Below are 18,792 nucleotides of genomic sequence, written 5' to 3' on the forward strand. Positions count from 1 at the left end.
TGGATGCGAACAAGAGGGTGAAACGACCGGCAGGCGGGAATCGTGAGGATCTTCGGGAAGGTACGGCATCGGCCCTCCGCCTCGTGGCGGCAGGCCACCGACCGCGCGTTCACGCTGATCGGCGACGGCCGGTACGAGGACGCGGGCGCGCTGCTGACGCGCGCGGCGGATCTGGAGCCCTGGCTCTCGGAGTCCTGGTTCAACCTGGCGCTGCTGCACAAGTTCCGGCACGACTGGGAACAGGCACGGGCCGCCGGGCTGCGCGCCGTCGCGCTGCTCGACAAGGAGACCGGCGCCCCGGACTGGTGGAACGTCGGCATCGCCGCCACGGCGCTCCAGGACTGGCCGCTGGCCCGTCGCGCCTGGCAGGCCTACGGGCTGAAGGTGCCCGGCGCCTCCGCCGGGACCGGTGAACCGGCCGGCATGGAGCTGGGCAGCGCGGCCGTGAGGCTCTCCCCGGAGGGCGAGGCGGAGGTCGTCTGGGGCCGCCGGCTCGATCCCGCGCGCATCGAGGTGCTCTCCATCCCGCTGCCGTCCTCCGGCCGGCGCTGGGGCGAGGTCGTCCTCCACGACGGCGTGCCCAACGGCGAGCGGACCACCACCGCGGGCCCCTCCTATCCCGTCTTCGACGAGATCGAGCTGTGGGCCCCGTCCCCCGTGCCCACCTGGGTGGTCCTCCTGGAGGCCGCGACCGAGGAGGACCGGGACGCCCTGGAGCAGCTCGCCGCCGACGCCGGGTTCGCCGCCGAGGACTGGTCCTCGTCGGTGCGGCTGCTCTGCCGCGCCTGTTCCGAGTCGACCATGCCCAGCGCCGAGGGCGAGGGCGAGCACCTGGACCCCCACGACCACAGCGAACCGGGGCACCCCGGCCCGCTGGGACACCGCTCGCCCGGGGAGCTGTGGGTCCCCGAACGCGAGTGCGGTATCGCCGCCCCCGTCGGCCTGGTCCGCGGACTCCTCGACGGCTGGGTCGCGGACAGCCCGGACAGCCGTGAGTGGCGGGATCTCGAAGAGGTCTGCTGAGCCCGTGTCCACGGGCCCGTAGGCTGTCCTCCGACGGAATCGGGTTTTCAGGAAGGCGCGGCCGGACATGGCGCAGCAGGAGACGGACGAGCAGATCAACGACGGCTTCGTCGTGGACACGGAGGACTGCGAGGCGCGCGAGCTCGCCCACCGCGAGCGGGGCACGTCGCGTCCGATCACGGTCGTCGGCAATCCCGTGCTCCACCGCGAGTGCAAGGACGTCACCGAGTTCGACGACAAGCTCGCGGCGCTGATCGACGACATGTTCGCCAGCCAGAAGACCGCCGAGGGCGTGGGCCTGGCGGCGAACCAGATCGGTGTGGACCTCAAGGTCTTCGTCTACGACTGCATGGACGACGAGGGCGTCCGCCACGTCGGCGTCGTCTGCAACCCGGTCCTGGAGGAGATCCCGACCGAGCTGCGGGTCCTGGACGAGTCCAACGAGGGCTGCCTGTCCGTGCCCACCGCCTACGCCGAGCTGGGCCGCCCCGACTACGCCGTGGTCCGGGGCCAGGACCCCCAGGGCAACCCGATCAAGGTCCGCGGCACGGGCTACTTCGCGCGCTGCCTGCAGCACGAGACGGACCACCTCTACGGCTACCTCTACATCGACCGGCTCTCCAAGCGGGACCGCAAGGACGCCCTGCGCCAGATGGCCGAGGGCACCCCGCGCTACGAGACGGTGCCGAACGACTGATCCGGCGGACGCGTCACGGGGAAGGGCCCCGCTCCCGAACAGGAGCGGGGCCCTTCCGCGTACGGGAGCCTAGAAGTCCTCGTCCAGGTCCACCGAGCCCTCGACCGCCACCTGGTAGGCGGACGGGCGGCGCTCGAAGAAGTTCGTCAGCTCCTGGACGCCCTGGAGCTCCATGAACGCGAACGGGTTCTCGGAGCCGTAGACCGGGGCGAAGCCCAGGCGCTGGAGGCGCTGGTCGGCGACGCACTGGAGGTACTCGCGCATCGACTCGGTGTTCATGCCGGGCAGGCCGTCGCCGCACAGGTCGCGGCCGAACTGCAGCTCCGCCTCCACGGCCTCCTTCAGCATGTCGGTGACCTGCTCCCGAAGCGCGTCGTCGAAGAGGTCGGGCTCCTCCTTGCGGACGGTGTCCACGACCTCGAAGGCGAAGTTCATGTGCATCGTCTCGTCGCGGAACACCCAGTTGGTGCCGGTCGCCAGGCCGTGGAGCAGACCGCGGGACCGGAACCAGTAGACGTAGGCGAAGGCGCCGTAGAAGAACAGGCCCTCGATGCACGCGGCGAAGCAGATCAGGTTGAGCAGGAAGCGGCGGCGGTCGGCCCGCGTCTCCAGGCGGTCGATCTTCTCGACCGAGTCCATCCACCGGAAGCAGAACTGCGCCTTCTCGCGGATGGAGGGGATGTTCTCGACCGCGTCGAACGCGGCGGCGCGGTCCTCCGGATGGGGCAGGTAGGTGTCGAGCAGCGTCAGATAGAACTGGACGTGCACGGCCTCCTCGAACAGCTGGCGCGAGAGGTAGAGCCGCGCCTCGGGGGAGTTGATGTGCTTGTACAGCGTCAGCACGAGGTTGTTGGCGACGATCGAGTCACCGGTCGCGAAGAACGCCACCAGCCGGCCGATCATGTGCTGCTCGCCCGGCGTCAGCTTCGCGAGGTCGGCGACGTCGGAGTGGAGGTCGACCTCCTCCACCGTCCAGGTGTTCTTGATCGCGTCCCGGTAGCGGTCATAGAAGTCCGGGTAGCGCATGGGACGCAGCGTCAGCTCGAAGCCCGGGTCGAGGAGGTTCTTCCGGTCGTGTGCGCTCATCACTGGCAGGCCTCGCAGGATTCGGGGTTTTCCAGGGAGCAGGCGACCGCGTCGGGGTCGGCGGCCTGCTGGACGGGGAGGGTGGCGGCGGCGGGCGTCGCCTGGGCCGCGCGGGCGATCCGGGTCGCCGGACGGGACCGCAGGTAGTACGTCGTCTTCAGGCCCTGCTTCCAGGCGTACGCGTACATCGACGACAGCTTGCCGATCGTCGGCGTCTCCAGGAACAGGTTCAGGGACTGCGACTGGTCCAGGAACGGGGTGCGGGCCGCCGCCATGTCGATCAGACCGCGCTGCGGGATCTCCCACGCCGTGCGGTACAGCGCGCGGACCTCGGCGGGCACCCAGCCGAAGCCGGCCACCGAGCCGTTGGACTCGCGCAGGGCCTCCCGGGTCTGGGCGTCCCACACGCCGAGCCGCTTCAGCTCGTCCACGAGGTACGCGTTGACCTGGAGGAACTCCCCGGAGAGCGTCTCGCGCTTGAAGAGGTTGGAGACCTGCGGCTCGATGCACTCGTACACGCCCGCGATCGACGCGATGGTCGCCGTCGGCGCGATGGCGAGGAGGAGGCTGTTGCGCATGCCGACCGTGGCGATCCGCTCGCGCAGGGCGGCCCAGCGCTCGGGCCAGTGCAGCTCCACGTCGTAGTGGTCGGGGTGCAGCACCCCCCGGGCGGCGCGGGTCTTGCGCCAGGCCGGGAGCGGGCCGTAGCGCTTGGCCAGGTCGGTCGACGCCTCGTACGCCGCGAGCATGATCCGCTCGGCGATCCTCGTCGACAGCGCGCGCGCCTCGGGTGAGTCGAAGGGCAGCTTCAGCTGGAAGAAGACGTCCTGGAGACCCATGGCGCCCAGGCCGACGGGCCGCCAGCGGGCGTTGGAGCGCCCGGCCTGCTCGGTCGGGTAGAAGTTGATGTCCACCACCCGGTCGAGGAACGTGACGGCCGTGCGGACGGTCGCGTCGAGACGCTCCCAGTCGATGGCCTCCTCCCCGTCGCGGACGTCGGACCGCACGAAGGCGCCGAGATTGACCGACCCGAGGTTGCAGACCGCGGTCTCGCCGTCGTCCGTCACCTCCAGGATCTCCGTGCAGAGGTTGGAGGAGTGGACCGTGTGGCCCGGCTCCGCCGTCTGGTTGGCGGTCCGGTTCGAGGCGTCCTTGAAGGTCATCCAGCCGTTGCCGGTCTGGGCCAGGGTCCGCATCATCCGGCCGTACAGGTCACGCGCCGGCATCGTCTTGCGGGCCAGGCCGGCGGCCTCGGCGGCGCGGTAGGCGGCGTCGAACTCCTCGCCCCACAGGTCGACCAGCTCGGGCACGTCGGCGGGGGAGAACAGCGACCACGAGGCGTCGGCCTCGACCCGGCGCATGAACTCGTCCGGGATCCAGTGCGCCAGATTGAGGTTGTGCGTACGCCGCTGGTCCTCACCGGTGTTGTCCCGCAGCTCCAGGAACTCCTCGATGTCCGCGTGCCAGGTCTCCAGGTAGACCGCGGCCGCGCCCTTGCGCCGCCCGCCCTGGTTCACGGCGGCGACGGAGGCGTCCAGCGTCTTCAGGAACGGCACGATGCCGTTGGAGTGCCCGTTGGTGCCGCGGATCAGCGAGCCGCGGGCGCGGATGCGGGAGTACGACAGGCCGATGCCGCCCGCGTGCTTCGACAGCCGCGCGACCTGGTGGTAGCGGTCGTAGATGGAGTCCAGCTCGTCCTTCGGGGAGTCCAGCAGGTAGCAGGACGACATCTGCGGGTGGCGGGTGCCGGAGTTGAAGAGCGTGGGGGAGGAGGGGAGGTAGTCGAGCCGGCTCATCAGCCCGTGCAGCGCCGCCACCTCGTCCAGGGCGCGGGCGCTGTGGTCCTCCGCGAGGCCGCAGGCGACGCGGAGCATGAAGTGCTGCGGAGTCTCGATCACCTTGCGGGTGATCGGGTGGCGCAGGAGGTAGCGGGAGAAGAGCGTGCGCAGGCCGAAGTAGCCGAAGCGGTCGTCCGCCGAGGCGTCGATCAGGGAGTCGAGCCGGGCGGCGTGCTGACGGACGAACTCGGCCGTCCGGTCGGCGATGAGCCCCTCGTGGTGACCGACGGCCACCGACGAGGAGAAGGTGACCGCGCCCTGGCCGGCGGCCTCGTCGGCGATGGTGATCGTGAGCAGCCGGGCCGCGAGCCGGGAGTAGGCCGGGTCCTCGGCGATCAGACCGGCGGCCGCCTCGGTGGCCAGCTCCCGCAGCTCCGCCTCGTCCGAGGCGGCGTTGCGGCCGCGCAGCGCGGCGGCGGCGACCCTGCCCGGGTCGGTGTCGGGGAGATCGGCGGTGAGGTCGGTCAGGGTCCGGAGCAGTACCGTCCCGGGTCCGTCGCTCTCGATCGCCGCGGCCGGATCGGCTGGCGCGATGGTCACGTGGGGCTCTCCCTCGCTCGGCCCGGGGGCGGCGGCGGGAAGCGGACGGCAGAGGGCACCCCTCAGGCGGGCGCGCGCCGTGTCCACCGGCCCACTCCGCGAGGCCCGGACGACTCTGGCACCCGGAACGGACGGACCGGGCGCGCCGTCCACAGGTCTTCGGACTCGGCAGGCGTACGGATACGCCCGAACCACACCGTTGCGGGACAGTTCCGGATTTCCACCGGATTCCCCTGAGAGGACAGCGAGATGAGCATACATGTGGGGGGCGCCCCTCGAAGCACCCCCCACATGTTGTGTCGTCGGTGCGTCAGAGCGCCCGAGCCGGACCCGGTGGGCGGACGCTTCGCGGGGCCGGGCGGCGAGCGGCGGACGCCGCAACCCGTACCGACGGCGAAGGCCGCCGCGCTCCCTTCGGGAGTCGCGGCGGCCTTCGGACCGTCCGTCACCGAGGCGCGGTCAGTGCGTCTCCTGCCCCAGCTTCGGCATGTCGACCTGCACGCCCGGCTCGCCCGCGTCGGCCGTGTAGTCCGACGGGGAGGTCTCGTCGATGCCCTCCGGCGCCTTGACCGCCTTCAGGACGAAGGTGAGGACGACGGTGACGATCAGGTTGAGCACGAAGGCGGTCAGGCCGATGTAGCCGATCTCGCCGATGCCCGGGATCTCGGCGGACGAGCCGCCGAAGTGCTTCTGGGTCGGGCTGGCCACGCCGTACGCCGCCGCCGTGCCGTAGACCATGCCGACGGCCCAGCCGGCGAGCAGCGCCCAGCGGTGGAACCAGCGGGTGAACAGGCCGCCGACCAGCGCCGGCAGCGTCTGCAGGATCCAGATGCCGCCGAGGAGCTGGAAGTTGATGGCGACGGTCTTGTCCATGGTCAGGACGAAGGCCAGCGCGCCGACCTTCACCAGCAGCGACACCAGCTTGGACACCTTGGTCTCCTGCTCCGGCGTGGCGTCCGGCTTCAGGAAGTCCTTGTAGATGTTGCGTGTGAACAGGTTGGCCGCGGCGATCGACATGATCGCGGCCGGTACCAGGGCGCCGATGCCGATGGCGGCGAAGGCCACGCCGGCGAACCAGTCCGGGAACATGTTCTCGAACAGCTGCGGGATCGCGAGCTGGCCGTTGGAGACCTTGACCCCGGCGGCGATCGCCATGAAGCCGAGCAGGGCCAGCAGACCCAGCATCAGCGAGTACAGCGGCAGGATCGTGGTGTTGCGGCGGATCACGTCACGGCTGCGCGAGGAGAGCGTCGCCGTGATCGAGTGCGGGTACATGAAGAGCGCGAGCGCCGAGCCGAGCGCCAGCGTGGCGTAGCCCCACTGGCCCATCTCGCCCGGCACCAGCGCGCCGCGCGGCTTGTCGGTCGCGGGGTTGACCGTGGCGTACGCCTCGCCGGCCTTGGCGAAGATCTCGTCGAAGCCGCCGAGCTTGATGGGGATGTAGATGATCGCCACGGCGATGACGATGTAGATCAGGGTGTCCTTGACGAAGGCGATGAGCGCCGGGGCGCGCAGACCCGAGGAGTACGTGTACGCCGCGAGGACGCCGAACGCGATCAGCAGCGGCAGGTCCTTGATGAACCAGTGCGTGTTCTCGCCGCCGCCCACGCCCATCACGTCCAGGACGGCCTGGATGCCGACGAGCTGGAGCGCTATGTACGGCATGGTCGCGAGGATGCCGGTGAGGGCGACCGCCAGCGACAGGCCCTTCGAGCCGAACCGGCCGCGGACGAAGTCGGAGGTGGTGACGTAGCCGTGCTTGTGGGAGACCGACCACAGGCGGGGCAGGAAGGTGAAGATCAGCGGGTAGACCAGGATGGTGTACGGCACGGCGAAGAAGCCGGCCGCGCCCGCCGCGTAGATCGCCGCGGGGACGGCGACGAAGGTGTACGCGGTGTAGAGGTCGCCGCCGAGGAGGAACCAGGTCACCCAGGTGCCGAACGAGCGGCCGCCCAGGCCCCACTCGTCGAGGCTGTGCTCGTTCTCGGCCTTGCGCCAGCGCGAGGCGAGGAAGCCCATGACCGTGACGGCCAGGAAGAAGAAGATGAAGACGGCGAGTGCGACGCCGTTCACGCCCTCGTTCACTTCGACGCACCTCCCTTGCGGGAGCGCTGGTCACGCTGCCACAGCGTGTACGCGATCATGGTCAGCGCGGTCGAGATGACCACCCAGGCCATCTGGTACCAGTAGAAGAACGGGATGCCGATGAAGGTCGGTTCGACCTTCGCGTACGAGCTCACCCAGAGCATCGCCACGAACGGCGCGACCAGGCAGAGCGCCACCACCACCCGTACGGGTGTGACGGTGGGTTGTCTTTCCTGCGTTTCCGACATACGGCGAACCGTCCCCTCGCTGATCACCTGTTTAATGCGCAGGAAATCTAGGGGACGGGTTCGCCGTATGGAACCCCCGTCCGGATAACGGACGTAACTGGGGTCATTTGTCGGGGAATGGAATCGGGCCCGGTCAGCCGTTGGGGCGCTGCAGCCTCGCGACGAACTTGTACCGGTCTCCGCGGTAGACCGAGCGCACCCATTCGACCGGCTCGCCCTGCGCGTCCAGCGAGTGCCGGGACAGCATCAGCATCGGCAGGCCCACGTCCGTGCCGAGCAGCCCCGCCTCGCGCGGAGTGGCGAGGGAGGTCTCGATGGTCTCCTCGGCCTCGGCCAGGTGCACGTCGTACACCTCGGCCAGCGCGGTGTAGAGCGAGGTGTACTTCACCAGTGAACGGCGCAGCGCGGGGAAGCGCTTGGCCGAGAGGTGCGTGGTCTCGATGGCCATCGGCTCGCCGCTCGCCAGGCGCAGCCGCTCGATGCGCAGCACCCGGCCGCCCGCCGAGATGTCGAGCAGTCCGGCGAGCGTGTCGTCGGCGGTGACGTACCCGATGTCGAGCAGCTGGGACGTGGGCTCCAGGCCCTGCGCCCGCATGTCCTCGGTGTAGGAGGTGAGTTGCAGGGCCTGGGACACCTTGGGCTTGGCCACGAAGGTGCCCTTGCCCTGGATGCGTTCGAGCCGGCCCTCGACGACCAGTTCCTGCAGGGCCTGGCGCACGGTGGTGCGCGAGGTGTCGAACTCGGCGGCGAGCGTGCGCTCCGGCGGGACGGGCGTGCCGGGCGGCAGGGTCTCCGTCATGTCGAGCAAATGCCGCTTCAGTCGGTAGTACTTGGGCACGCGCGCGGTACGGGTGGCGGGGGTGCCCTCCGTCTCCGTGCTGCCCGGGTCCGTGGCCATGGCCTGCCTTCCCGACTCCTGTGCTGCTGCCGTCACCGGCTCCTCCGTCTGTCGCGGCTCACATGGTGGCACGGACCGGTCACGGGTCGTCGCCCTCCCTCAGGTGTCGGTCCGATAACGGACCCGACTGCCCTTCTTATACACCCTTGACACCCCTAAAGGTCTAGGCCAAGCTCCCGGTACTGGTCTAAACCATTAAAGACCAGGTCCCAGCCCCACGAGCATTACTCGGCGTATGTCTTCGCGCGGTGGGCAGGGGTTGCAGGCATCCCTGAGGAGGGTGGCGTGAAGCGCAAGCTCATCGCGGCGATCGGCGTCGCGGGCATGATGGTCTCGATCGCGGCATGTGGCGGTTCGGACAAGGGTGGGGACAGCGCCGGGGGCGACGTCAAGGAGATCACCGTCTGGCTGACGGTGGACGCACAGAACAACTGGCCCGAGCTGGTCAAGGCCGCCGATGACGCCGTGGTCAAGAAGCACCCCGGCATCAAGATCAAGCACGAGTACTACGGCTGGCCGGACAAGAACACCAAGCTCGACGCGGTGCTCGCCACGGACAAGGCCCCGGACGTTGTCGAGATGGGCAACTCCGAGATGATCAGCTACATGGCCAAGGGTGCCTTCGCCGAGGTCGACGCCTCGAAGTTCGACAACTCGGACAAGTGGCTCGACGCCCTCAAGGACTCGGTCACCTACAACGGCAAGACCTACGGCGTCCCCTACTACGCCGGTGGCCGCGTGGGCACCTGGCGCAAGGACATCGCCGCCGAGGTCGGCGTCAAGGCCGCCCCGAAGACCTGGGCCGAGCTGACCGCCGCGCTCGACGCCATCCAGAAGAAGAAGGGCGACAAGTTCAGCGCCTGGTACCAGCCGTCGCCGGACTGGTACGCCGCGATGTCCTTCGTCTTCGAGGCCGGTGGCTCCATCGCCAAGCAGGACGGCGAGTCCTGGAAGGCGAACCTGTCCTCGCCGGAGTCCGTCAAGGGCCTCACCGAGTACAAGAACATCCTCGACAAGTACATGCACGGCGACAAGACGAAGGACGAGGCCGACCGCCCGGTCGTCTTCGGCCAGGGCAACGCCGCCACGATGTTCGCCGCCGGCTGGGAAGGCGCCACCGCGGCCGACCCGAAGAGCGACAAGGTCGGCGGGCTGAAGGACAAGCTCGAGAACTTCGTGATGCCCGGCCCGTCCGGCAAGAACCTCCCGGTCTTCCTCGGCGGCTCGGACCTGGCCATCCCGGTCAAGTCCAAGGCGCAGGACGTCGCGGCCGAGTGGATCGCCGCCTTCACCGGCGCCGAGGGCCAGAAGGGCCTCGTCGCCAAGGGCAACCTGCCCAACAACAAGGCGGACCTCGCTCCGCTGAAGGCCGACCCGGCCACCACGGTCCCGGCCACCGCGGCCGAGTCCAGCTGGTTCGTCCCGACCGCCCCCGGCTGGGGTCAGGTCGAGAAGGCCCAGATCCTCAAGACGATGCTCATCGAGATCGCCAACGGCAAGAAGTCGGTCGAGGCCGCCGCGAAGGACGCGGACGCCGCGATCGACAAGGTCATCAACACCAAGTGACCTATGGCAGGGCCCCGTCACCCCGGCGAGTGAGCCGAAGGGGCGCGCGGAGAGCGCCCCGGAGGACAACCGAGCCTCAGGGGGCGACGGGGCCCTGCTTCCCGTACCACGAGAGGGATCGCTGAGGAGCACGGGATGAGTGCCGCAGACACAACCACCGCGAAGGTGCCGCCGGTGCGGCAATCGCCACCATCCGGCCCCGTGGCCGGTACCCCGACACCGGGGAAGAAGCCGTCCGCCGGCGGAGGCGGCATCCCCTGGATGCTGCTCGCCCCCTGCCTGCTCGTCCTTCTCCTGGTGCTCGGCTATCCGCTCGTGCGCCTGGTGACGCTCTCCTTCCAGTACTTCGGGCAGCCGCAGCTCTGGGGCTTCCAGGAGGCGGAGTGGGCGGGCTTCGACAACTTCACCAAGATCCTGGGTGACGGCGAGTTCTGGGCCGTCGTCCTGCGCACCGTGATCTTCGCGGGCGGCGCCGTGATCGCCACCATGGTCATCGGCATGCTGATCGCGCTGCTGCTCCAGCGGGTCTCCGGCTGGGTCAAGGCCCTGATCAACATCGTGCTCGTGGCGAGCTGGGGCATGCCCATCATCGTCGCCACCGCCATCTTCAAGTGGCTCTTCGACGCCGACTACGGCGTCCTGAACTGGCTGCTCAGCAAGATCCCGGGTGTCGACATGATCGGCCACAACTGGTTCGCCAGCGGCCCTCAGGGCCTCGCCGTCATCATGCTGCTGGTCGTCTGGGGGGCCGTGCCCTTCGTCGTCATCACGCTGAGCGCCGGTCTGACCCAGGTCCCCAAGGAGCTGGAGGAGGCCGCCCGCCTCGACGGCGCCGGAGCCTGGGGGGTCTTCCGCTTCGTCACCCTGCCCATCCTGAAGCCGATCATCGTCATGCTGACGACGCTCTCGGTGATCTGGGACATGGGCGTCTTCCCGCAGGTCTACGTGATGCGCAACGGCCACCCCGAGGCGGAGTTCCAGCTGCTCACCACGTACTCGTTCGACAAGGCCTTCGTGGTCAACGACTACGGCACCGGCTCCGCGATCGCGCTCGTCACCGTCGTCCTCCTGCTCGGCGTCGTCGCCGTGTACATGCGTCAGATGCTCAAGATCGGAGAAGTGGAGTGACCACGGACACCGCTGCTCCCGCCGTCACCGCGCCCGCCGTCACCCGGCGCCCCGCCGCCGGCCCGCGTCGCAAGTCCAAGCTCGGCTGGAACCTCGTCGGGCTGCTGGTCGTGGTCGTCATCGGGTTCCCGGTCTACTGGATGGTCAACACGGCCTTCAAGCCGGCCAAGGACGCCATCGACCCGAACCCCCACTTCTTCCCGACCACCTTCACGCTCGAGAACTTCAAGCGCGCGCTGGAGATCGCGGACTTCTGGGGCCCGGTCACCCGCAGCCTCATCGTCTCGTCCGTGGTGGTCGTCGTCGGCATCATCGTGGGCATGCTGGCGGCGCTCGCCATCTCCCGCTTCGCCTTCCGCGGGCGCAAGATCGTGATCGTCGGCATCCTCGCCGTCCAGATGGTCCCGCTCGTCGCGATGATCATCCCGGTCTTCCTGATGCTCAACGACCTGGGCCAGTACGACAAGATCACCGGCCTGATCATCACGTACCTGACCTTCATCCTGCCCTTCACGGTGTGGACGCTGCGCGGGTTCATCGTCAACATCCCCAAGGAGCTGGAGGAGGCCGCCCAGGTCGACGGCTGCACCCGCACCGGCGCCTTCGTGCGGGTCGTCTTCCCGCTCCTCGCGCCCGGCATGGTCGCCACCTCCGTCTACGGCTTCATCCAGGCGTGGAACGAGTACCTCTACGCCCTGATGCTGATGAGCCAGCAGAACCAGACGGCCACCGTCTGGCTCGGCAACTTCATCACGAAGAACGGCACCGAGTACGCCCCGATGATGGCGGGCTCCACCATGATGGCCGTCCCCATCGTGATCCTCTTCCTCCTTGTCCAGCGCAAGATGGCCGCCGGTCTGACGGCCGGCGCGGTGAAGGGATAACGCCTCCCATGACCACGCTCACCACCGGCACGGACACCCTGACCCGCGACGCGCTCACCGTCCTGCAGCCCGGGTTCCTCGGCACCACCGCCCCCGACTGGCTGCTCCGCCGGATCGGCGAAGGGCTCTCCTCCGTCGGCCTGTTCGGCCGGAACATCGACTCCCCCGAGCAGCTCGCCGCCCTGACGGCACGGCTGCGGTCGGAGCGCGACGACGTCCTGGTCGCCATCGACGAGGAGGGCGGCGACGTCACCCGCCTGGAGGTCCGGCACGGCTCCTCGTTCCCCGGCAACTACGCGCTGGGCTCCGTGGACGACCCGGGCCTCACCCGGGCCGTGGCCCACGAGCTCGGCCGCCGTCTCGCCGCGTGCGGGGTGGACCTCAACTGGGCGCCCTCCGCCGACGTGAACTCCAACGCGGACAACCCGGTCATCGGCGTCCGCTCCTTCGGCGCCGACCCGCAGCTCGTCGCCCGCCACACCGTGGCGTACGTCGAGGGCCTCCAGGCCGTCGGCGTCGCCGCCTGCACCAAGCACTTCCCCGGGCACGGCGACACCAACGTGGACTCCCACCACGCGCTGCCCCGGATCGATGTGGACCTCGACACACTGCACGCCCGTGAGCTGGTACCTTTCCGCGCCGCCATCGCGGCGGGTACCAAAGCCGTCATGAGCGCGCATATCCTTCTCTCCGCGCTCGACCCCGACCGCCCGGCCACCCTGAGCCCGCAGATCCTGACCGGTCTGCTGCGCGGGGAACTGGGCTTCGACGGGCTGATCGTCACCGATGGCATGGAGATGCAGGCCATCGCGTCGACGTACGGCATCGAGCGCGGATCCGTCCTCGCGATCGCCGCGGGCGCCGACGCCATCTGCGTCGGCGGCGGGCTGGCCGACGAGGACACGGTGCTTCGGCTGCGCGACGCGCTGGTCGAGGCGGTACGGACCGGTGAGCTGCCCGAGGAGCGGCTGGCGGACGCCGCGGCGCGGGTACGCGCCCTGGCGTCCTGGACCCAGGCGCATCGGGCCAGGGGGGCTGTATCGGGGCCGGGCGCGGCAGTGCAGGAGGGGACCGCGCCCGGCACCGACATCGGGCTCGTGGCGGCCCGCCGCGCCCTGCGGGTGACCCCCGGGGAGACGCCCTACATCCCGATGGACGGTGCTCCCTACGTCGCCTCCTTCACCCCGGTCGCCAACATCGCCGTCGGCGACGAGACGCCGTGGGGCGTCGCGGCGGAGCTGGAGCGGCTGCTGCCCGGGACCACGACGGGCACCTACGACACCCCGTCGGTCGACGCGGTGCTCGCCGCGGCGGGTGACCGCCGGATCGTCGCGGTCGTCCGGGACGCCCACCGCCACCCGTGGATGGGCGAGGCCCTGGACGCCCTTCTCACGGCCCGTCCGGACACGGTCGTGGTGGAGATGGGTCTGAGCCAGGCGGAGCCCCGTGGGGCCCGGCACATCGCCACGCGTGGCGCGGCCCGGGTCTGCGGCCGCGCGGCGGCGGAGGCCATCGCCGGCCTCTGACGGCGGCGTGAGGCGGCACGGAGAGGGGCCCGGCACCTGTTTCAGGTGCCGGGCCCCTCTGCGTACCGCCGGGTGTCAGATGCCCTGCCAGGCGGGCTTGTTCGCGAAGGTGTGGCGGAAGTAGTGCGCGAGCTTCAGCTTGGACGCGGCGGCCTCGTCCACCACCACCGTGGCGTGCGGGTGCAGCTGCAGCGCGGAGGCCGGTACGAGCGCGGCGACGGGGCCCTCGACGGTCTGCGCCACGGCCTCGGCCTTGCCCTCGCCGGTGGCGAGCAGCACCAGGTGGCGGGCCTCCAGAATGGTGCCGATGCCCTGCGTGATGACGTGGTGCGGCACCTGCTCGATGTCGTCCTCGAAGAAGCGCGCGTTGTCCACCCGGGTCTGCTCGGTGAGCGTCTTGATCCGGGTGCGGGAGGCGAGCGAGGAGCAGGGCTCGTTGAAGCCGATGTGCCCGTCGGTCCCGATGCCGAGGATCTGCAGGTCCACGCCGCCCGCGTCGGCGAGCGCCTTGTCGTAGGCCTCGCAGGCCGCCTGGACGTCGTCGGCGGAGCCGTCGGGGCCCATGAAGGCGTCCTCGGAGAGGCCGAGCGGCTCCACGACCTGGCGCAGCACCGTGGAGCGGTACGACTCCGGGTGGCCCGCGGGCAGCCCGACGTACTCGTCGAGCTGGGCGATCCGCGCCCGGGAGGCGTCGACGGAGCCCGCCGTGACCCGCGCGGTCAGGGCCTCGTAGATGGGCAGCGGAGTCGAGCCGGTGGCCACGCCGAGCAGCGCGTCGGGCTTGCGGCGCAGGAGGCCGGCGATGCCGTCCGCGATCAGCTCGCCGCCTGCCTTGGCGTCCGGGACGATGACAACTTCCACGCTGGTGCCTGCCGATCTGGAGAGGGGCCTGTGTGGTATAGACCAATCTTACCCATATTTAGCGGAAGAGGGGGCGCCCGCCCAGGTCCTGTCCGCCTGATGGACCGGCCCTTCCCATGGTCGGCCGGGTCACCTCGAAGGGCCAGCCGGCCGGGCACGCCGGGCACCTGGGAGGGAGCGGGGGAGAGGCGAGGGAGGAGGGGGCGGCGCGGGGCGTCGGCGGCGCGGGCAGCGTGAGCCGGGGCCGGGGCCGGGGCCGGCGCGGCTGTCGGCGGCGCGGCCGGCGTGGGGGCTCGGAAGGGCCCGGAGGAGTCCGGCGGGCACGTCCCGGAAAGACCCGCGGGCCGCGGCGCCTGACGGGACCCTCAACCCGTCCGGCACCGCAGCCCGGAGTTGCCCGGCCGGGGGTGTGCGGTCCCTCGGCCGTATGGGAGGTTCCGACGCAGTCAGGGCAGAGAGCGTCGGCTACCTCGATCCACCCTCCTGTGCGGGGAGGGCGGAGGTCTTCCAGGATGCCGCTTGACCATTGTGGACTAGACCATTCTGTCTGTCCATCCATGCGCACGGCGTCCTTCCTGGCCCATCCTCCATCACGAACGCCCTGAGATCCAGGTACATCGCCCCCGAATTCCGCGGGTACGCTCGCACCTGTGCCCTCCATGAACGACCTCGTCCGCCAGCACACCGCTCTGAGTGAGTCCGACCTCGAGTGGCTCCACCTGCTGGTATCGGAGTGGCAGCTGCTCTCCGACCTCTCCTTCGCCGACCTGGTGCTCTGGGTTCCGACCCTCGACGGCACCCGGTACGTCTCGGTCGCCCAGATGCGTCCCAACACCGGGCCGACCTCCTACCAGGACGACATGGTCGGTCACCTCGTCCCGCGCGGGCGCCGTCCGCTGCTCGACGCCGCCCTCGACGAGGGCCGGATCGTGCGGGAGGGTGACCCCGAGTGGCGCGAGGAGGTCCCGGTCCGGGTCGAGTCCATCCCCGTCCGCAGGGAGGGCCGCGTCCTCGGCGTGATCGCCCGCAACACCAACCTGCTGACGGTCCGGACCCCGAGCCGGCTGGAGCTCACCTACCTCCAGTCCGCCTCCGACCTGGCGCAGATGATCGCGGCGGGCTCCTTCCCCTTCCCCGGCGAGGCGGTCGACATGGACGCCTCGCCCCGCGCAGGTGACGGCCTCATCCGTCTCGACGCCGACGGCATCGTCCAGTACGCCTCGCCCAACGCCCTCTCCGCGTACCACCGGCTGGGACTCGCCGCCGACCTCGTCGGCCAGCACCTCGGCCAGATCACCGCCGAACTCGCCCCCTCCCGTGGCCCCGTCGACGAGGCCCTCGTCAAGCTGGCCTCCGGCTACGCCCCCCGCGAGGCCGAGGTCGAGGGCAACGGCGGCGTGATCCAGCTGCGCGCCATCCCGCTTAAGCCCAAGGGCCCCCGCATCGGGTCCCTCGTCCTCCTCCGCGACGTCACCGAACTGCGACGCCGCGAGCGTGAGTTGATCACGAAGGACGCCACCATCCGGGAGATCCACCACCGGGTGAAGAACAACCTCCAGACCGTCGCCGCGCTGCTGCGCCTCCAGGCCCGCCGGATGGACTCCCCGCAGGGGCGTGAGGCCCTCAACGAAGCCGTCCGCAGGGTCGGTTCGATCGCCATCGTCCACGAGACGCTGTCCCAGAACCTGGACGAGCGGGTCGAGTTCGACGAGATCGCCGACCGCGTCATCGCGATGGTCGCCGAGATCTCCCCCGGCAAGGTCACCTGCCGGCGCAACGGCCGCTTCGGCATCCTGGACGCCGAGGTCGCCACACCGCTCTCCATGGTCCTCACCGAAGTGCTCCAGAACGCCCTGGAGCACGCCTTCGCGCCGGGGGAGCAGGGCACGGTCGAGGTCACGGCCGTCCGTGGCGAACCCCGCGCCGACGCCCGTCTGCTGATCACGGTCAAGGATGACGGGCGCGGTCTGCCCGAGGGCTTCGACCCGCAGCGCGCGGGGAACCTCGGCCTGCAGATCGTGCGGACGCTGGTGGAGGGGGAGTTGGGCGGCAGCTTCGACATGCAGCCCGGCGCCGAGCGCGGCACCCGGGTCGTCCTCGACATCCCGGTCCACCCGCAGAAGTGATCACCGTCCGGCCGCCGATCTCCTGACCGGCCGTCACCTCGGGGGGCCGGTGCCCGGCCCACAGAGCAGCGAGCCCCGGACCGAGGAGATCGGTCCGGGGCTCGAATGCTGTGGGTTACTGCTGCGCGCTGCGGCTCGGGGGCGGTGATTGCGTACGCGATGTACGCGCCGCTTGCCTCAGGCTGACAGGGGGCTTCAGGCGCTGGCGTTGCGCGCCCGGTTGCGAGCGGCGCGGCGCTTCATCGCGCGGCGCTCGTCCTCACTGAGGCCACCCCAGACGCCGGAGTCCTGGCCGGACTCGAGCGCCCACTGCAGGCACTGCTCCATGACGGGGCAGCGGCGGCAGACGGCCTTGGCTTCCTCGATCTGCAGCAGCGCAGGACCGGTGTTGCCGATGGGGAAGAACAGCTCGGGGTCTTCCTCACGACAAACGGCGTTGTGACGCCAGTCCATGGCTGCTACCTCTCTTGGTATGACATGCAAGTTGCTTGTGAATGTGAACGCTTTCACGAATCCCCCCGCAAGTGAAGGGCCGACTGCCAGATGAACTGGTGTGGTCCTGGATTCGAGGAGGGGTTCTGACTCTCAGTGGAGGCCGGTGTTGCGGGCCGTCCCGATCGCCATGAAGAGATTCGCAAACCTCGGCGGCGGATACAACCCCTTCCGGAAAGTTTTTTTTGATTCCTCGGTGTCGGCTAGGTCACAGCCGTACTTCTAAGGGGTGGATGCCAGCCTAAACGTTCGAGTGAAAGGACTTTCGGCCCTTCCACTCACACAATCACACGCAGTGCACGGCGTACGCCTGTGAACGTCACGCTCGTACGCAGCCCCAGGTGGTCTCCGTCCATCTGGAGGGGGAGCGGAACCTTCGAATGCAAGGTGAAGTCGGTCAGGTCGTGCAGAGACAGCGCGTGCTTGCCGTGCGGGCCGCGCTCGGGGGTCGAAGTGAGCAGCTGGGTGGCGTAACGGGCCACCGCGGGAGCCGAAAGACGGCTCAGGCCGAGGACGTCCAGGGCCGTCTCGAACGATGCCTCCGGGGACGCGTACACCGGGCGATTGCCCAGGTAGGTCCAGGGGGAGGTGTTGCAGATTATCGACAGGACCAGGTCCTCGACCGGCTCCTCGCCGGGGCGGTCCAGCGTGATCGTCCCGTGCCGGCGGTGCGGATCGTCCAGGAACTGGCGCACCACCTGGCGGAGGTAGAGGGCGTGCGTCGATCTCTTCCCGCGCTCCCGCTGCTGTTCGACCCGGCCGACGACTCCGGCGTCGAAGCCGAAGCCGGCGCAGAAAGTGAACCAGCGGGCCGGAACCGCCTCGTCCTCGGTCCCCGGCGTGCCGGAGGCCAGCCCCAGGCTCACTGTGCGTGTACGGCGCTCACGCAGCGCGTCGAGCAGCGCGCCGGTCGCCTCCACGGCGTCGTTCGGAAGCCCCAGCGCCCGGGCGAAGACGTTGGTCGAGCCGCCGGGGACGACGGCGAGGCCCGGGAGGCGCTCCGGATCGGGGCCGCCGTGCAGCAGTCCGTTGACGACCTCGTTGACGGTGCCGTCACCGCCGAGGGCCACGACCAGATCGACGTCCTCGGCCTCCGCGGCCCGTCGCCCCAGGTCACGAGCGTGCCCGCGGTACTCGGTGGTGACGGCTTCCAGCTTCATCTCGCTGGCGAGCGCGTGAATGAGCACATCACGGGTGCGGGCACTGGTGGTGGTTGCTGCCGGATTGACCACAAGAAGTGCGCGCATGGCCGCCAGCGTACCTACCCGGCGGTACCGGGCCCAGAGGGGCAGGTCGGCCGGCCCCGGCTACCCTGCCAGGTATGAGCAGTACGGAGCAGACCGCCGAACGGCCCGGTGAACGGCCGTCCCGCCCCGCCCGCCTGACCGCGGCGGCCGCGGTGGCGGCGATCGAGGCACTGGCGCTGGTGGCCGGAGGGCTCTACGTCCTCGTGACCGGAATCACCGGCGACCCGGACAGCCTGACCCAGGCCGTCACCGGAGGTGCGACGCTGGTCGCGCTCGGTCTGATCCCGGGTCTGGCGGCGCGCGGCCTGCTGCTGCGCCGGGGGTGGAGCCGGGGGCCGGCGATCATCACCCAGATCATGGCGCTGCCGGTCGCCTGGCAGCTCCTCCAGGCCGACAGCGCGATGATCCCGGCGGGCATCGCGCTCGCGGTCCTCGCGGTGACGGGCCTGGTGCTCCTGGTCAACCCCGCGACGACCGAGGCCTTGGAGATCGGCCGCCGCGGCGAGGCGTGAGCGAGGCATGAGAAGGCGAGCGGCGGCGCCCCCTC

General features: G+C 70.1%; 16 protein-coding genes and 1 riboswitch. Of the genes, 8 read left to right on the forward strand and 8 right to left on the reverse strand.

What is annotated here, in order from left to right; genetic code table 11:
- Positions 1–42 precede the first annotated feature (42 nt).
- Both ACZ68P_RS04895 and def read left to right on the forward strand, forming a co-directional pair.
- On the forward strand, positions 43–1,023 hold the full coding sequence (locus ACZ68P_RS04895) for a tetratricopeptide repeat protein (RefSeq protein ID WP_471002708.1): 981 nt from the start codon (positions 43–45) through the stop codon (positions 1,021–1,023).
- A gap of 67 nt (positions 1,024–1,090) precedes the next feature.
- Positions 1,091–1,720, forward strand: coding sequence for a peptide deformylase (gene def, locus ACZ68P_RS04900; protein WP_365714511.1), 630 nt, complete (start codon positions 1,091–1,093; stop codon positions 1,718–1,720).
- Positions 1,721–1,789: 69 nt separating this feature from the next.
- Here def and ACZ68P_RS04905 read toward each other — a convergent pair whose 3' ends face one another.
- From ACZ68P_RS04905 to ACZ68P_RS04925, 5 genes are all read right to left on the reverse strand, one after another.
- Positions 1,790–2,806 (reverse strand): ribonucleotide-diphosphate reductase subunit beta, encoded by a 1,017-nt coding sequence (locus tag ACZ68P_RS04905; RefSeq protein WP_471002712.1) that lies wholly within the window; start codon positions 2,804–2,806, stop codon positions 1,790–1,792.
- On the reverse strand, positions 2,806–5,184 hold the full coding sequence (locus ACZ68P_RS04910; protein WP_471002715.1) for a ribonucleoside-diphosphate reductase subunit alpha: 2,379 nt from the start codon (positions 5,182–5,184) through the stop codon (positions 2,806–2,808). The genes ACZ68P_RS04905 and ACZ68P_RS04910 overlap by 1 nt, the downstream gene beginning before the upstream one ends.
- A 133-nt stretch (positions 5,185–5,317) precedes the next feature.
- Positions 5,318–5,464, reverse strand: a riboswitch (cobalamin riboswitch).
- 179 nt (positions 5,465–5,643) lie between these two features.
- Complete coding sequence (mctP, locus tag ACZ68P_RS04915) at positions 5,644–7,269, reverse strand: monocarboxylate uptake permease MctP (protein WP_471002718.1); 1,626 nt, start codon at positions 7,267–7,269, stop codon at positions 5,644–5,646.
- Entirely contained in the window at positions 7,266–7,517 is a 252-nt protein-coding gene (locus ACZ68P_RS04920; RefSeq protein ID WP_471002721.1) for a DUF3311 domain-containing protein, read from the reverse strand. The genes mctP and ACZ68P_RS04920 overlap by 4 nt, the downstream gene beginning before the upstream one ends.
- Positions 7,518–7,650: 133 nt before the next feature.
- Positions 7,651–8,415, reverse strand: coding sequence for a GntR family transcriptional regulator (locus ACZ68P_RS04925; protein WP_365714535.1), 765 nt, complete (start codon positions 8,413–8,415; stop codon positions 7,651–7,653).
- Positions 8,416–8,700: 285 nt separating this feature from the next.
- Here ACZ68P_RS04925 and ACZ68P_RS04930 point away from each other — a divergent pair, with 285 nt between their 5' ends.
- From ACZ68P_RS04930 to ACZ68P_RS04945, 4 genes are all read left to right on the forward strand, one after another.
- Positions 8,701–9,981 carry an extracellular solute-binding protein gene (locus ACZ68P_RS04930; RefSeq protein WP_471002724.1) on the forward strand — a complete coding sequence of 427 codons (1,281 nt, stop codon included), beginning with the start codon at positions 8,701–8,703 and terminating at the stop codon, positions 9,979–9,981.
- A 135-nt stretch (positions 9,982–10,116) separates the two neighbouring features.
- A complete protein-coding gene (locus tag ACZ68P_RS04935) occupies positions 10,117–11,109 on the forward strand; it encodes a carbohydrate ABC transporter permease (RefSeq protein ID WP_471002727.1) in 993 nt (330 codons plus the stop codon).
- Positions 11,106–11,993 (forward strand): carbohydrate ABC transporter permease, encoded by an 888-nt coding sequence (locus ACZ68P_RS04940; RefSeq protein ID WP_471002730.1) that lies wholly within the window; start codon positions 11,106–11,108, stop codon positions 11,991–11,993. The genes ACZ68P_RS04935 and ACZ68P_RS04940 overlap by 4 nt, the downstream gene beginning before the upstream one ends.
- Before the next feature lie 8 nt (positions 11,994–12,001).
- Positions 12,002–13,519: a glycoside hydrolase family 3 protein gene (locus tag ACZ68P_RS04945; RefSeq protein ID WP_471002733.1), complete on the forward strand. Its 1,518-nt coding sequence runs from the start codon at positions 12,002–12,004 to the stop codon at positions 13,517–13,519.
- 75 nt (positions 13,520–13,594) lie between these two features.
- Here ACZ68P_RS04945 and nagB read toward each other — a convergent pair whose 3' ends face one another.
- Positions 13,595–14,380, reverse strand: a complete 786-nt coding sequence (gene nagB / locus ACZ68P_RS04950; protein WP_471002736.1) for a glucosamine-6-phosphate deaminase — start codon at positions 14,378–14,380, stop codon at positions 13,595–13,597.
- Positions 14,381–15,039: 659 nt separating this feature from the next.
- On the opposite strand from nagB, the gene ACZ68P_RS04955 reads away from it, so the two are divergent.
- Complete coding sequence (locus ACZ68P_RS04955) at positions 15,040–16,506, forward strand: sensor histidine kinase (protein ID WP_365722777.1); 1,467 nt, start codon at positions 15,040–15,042, stop codon at positions 16,504–16,506.
- 195 nt (positions 16,507–16,701) lie between these two features.
- Here the strand turns inward: ACZ68P_RS04955 and ACZ68P_RS04960 are convergent, their stop codons facing one another.
- Positions 16,702–16,959 carry a WhiB family transcriptional regulator gene (locus ACZ68P_RS04960; protein WP_003953983.1) on the reverse strand — a complete coding sequence of 86 codons (258 nt, stop codon included), beginning with the start codon at positions 16,957–16,959 and terminating at the stop codon, positions 16,702–16,704.
- Positions 16,960–17,276: 317 nt separating this feature from the next.
- Positions 17,277–18,245, reverse strand: coding sequence for a diacylglycerol/lipid kinase family protein (locus ACZ68P_RS04965; protein WP_365722773.1), 969 nt, complete (start codon positions 18,243–18,245; stop codon positions 17,277–17,279).
- A gap of 74 nt (positions 18,246–18,319) precedes the next feature.
- Here ACZ68P_RS04965 and ACZ68P_RS04970 point away from each other — a divergent pair, with 74 nt between their 5' ends.
- Positions 18,320–18,757 (forward strand): hypothetical protein, encoded by a 438-nt coding sequence (locus ACZ68P_RS04970; protein ID WP_471002740.1) that lies wholly within the window; start codon positions 18,320–18,322, stop codon positions 18,755–18,757.
- Positions 18,758–18,792: the final 35 nt, after the last annotated feature.

The organism is Streptomyces sp. NPDC036822, assembly GCF_055609145.1.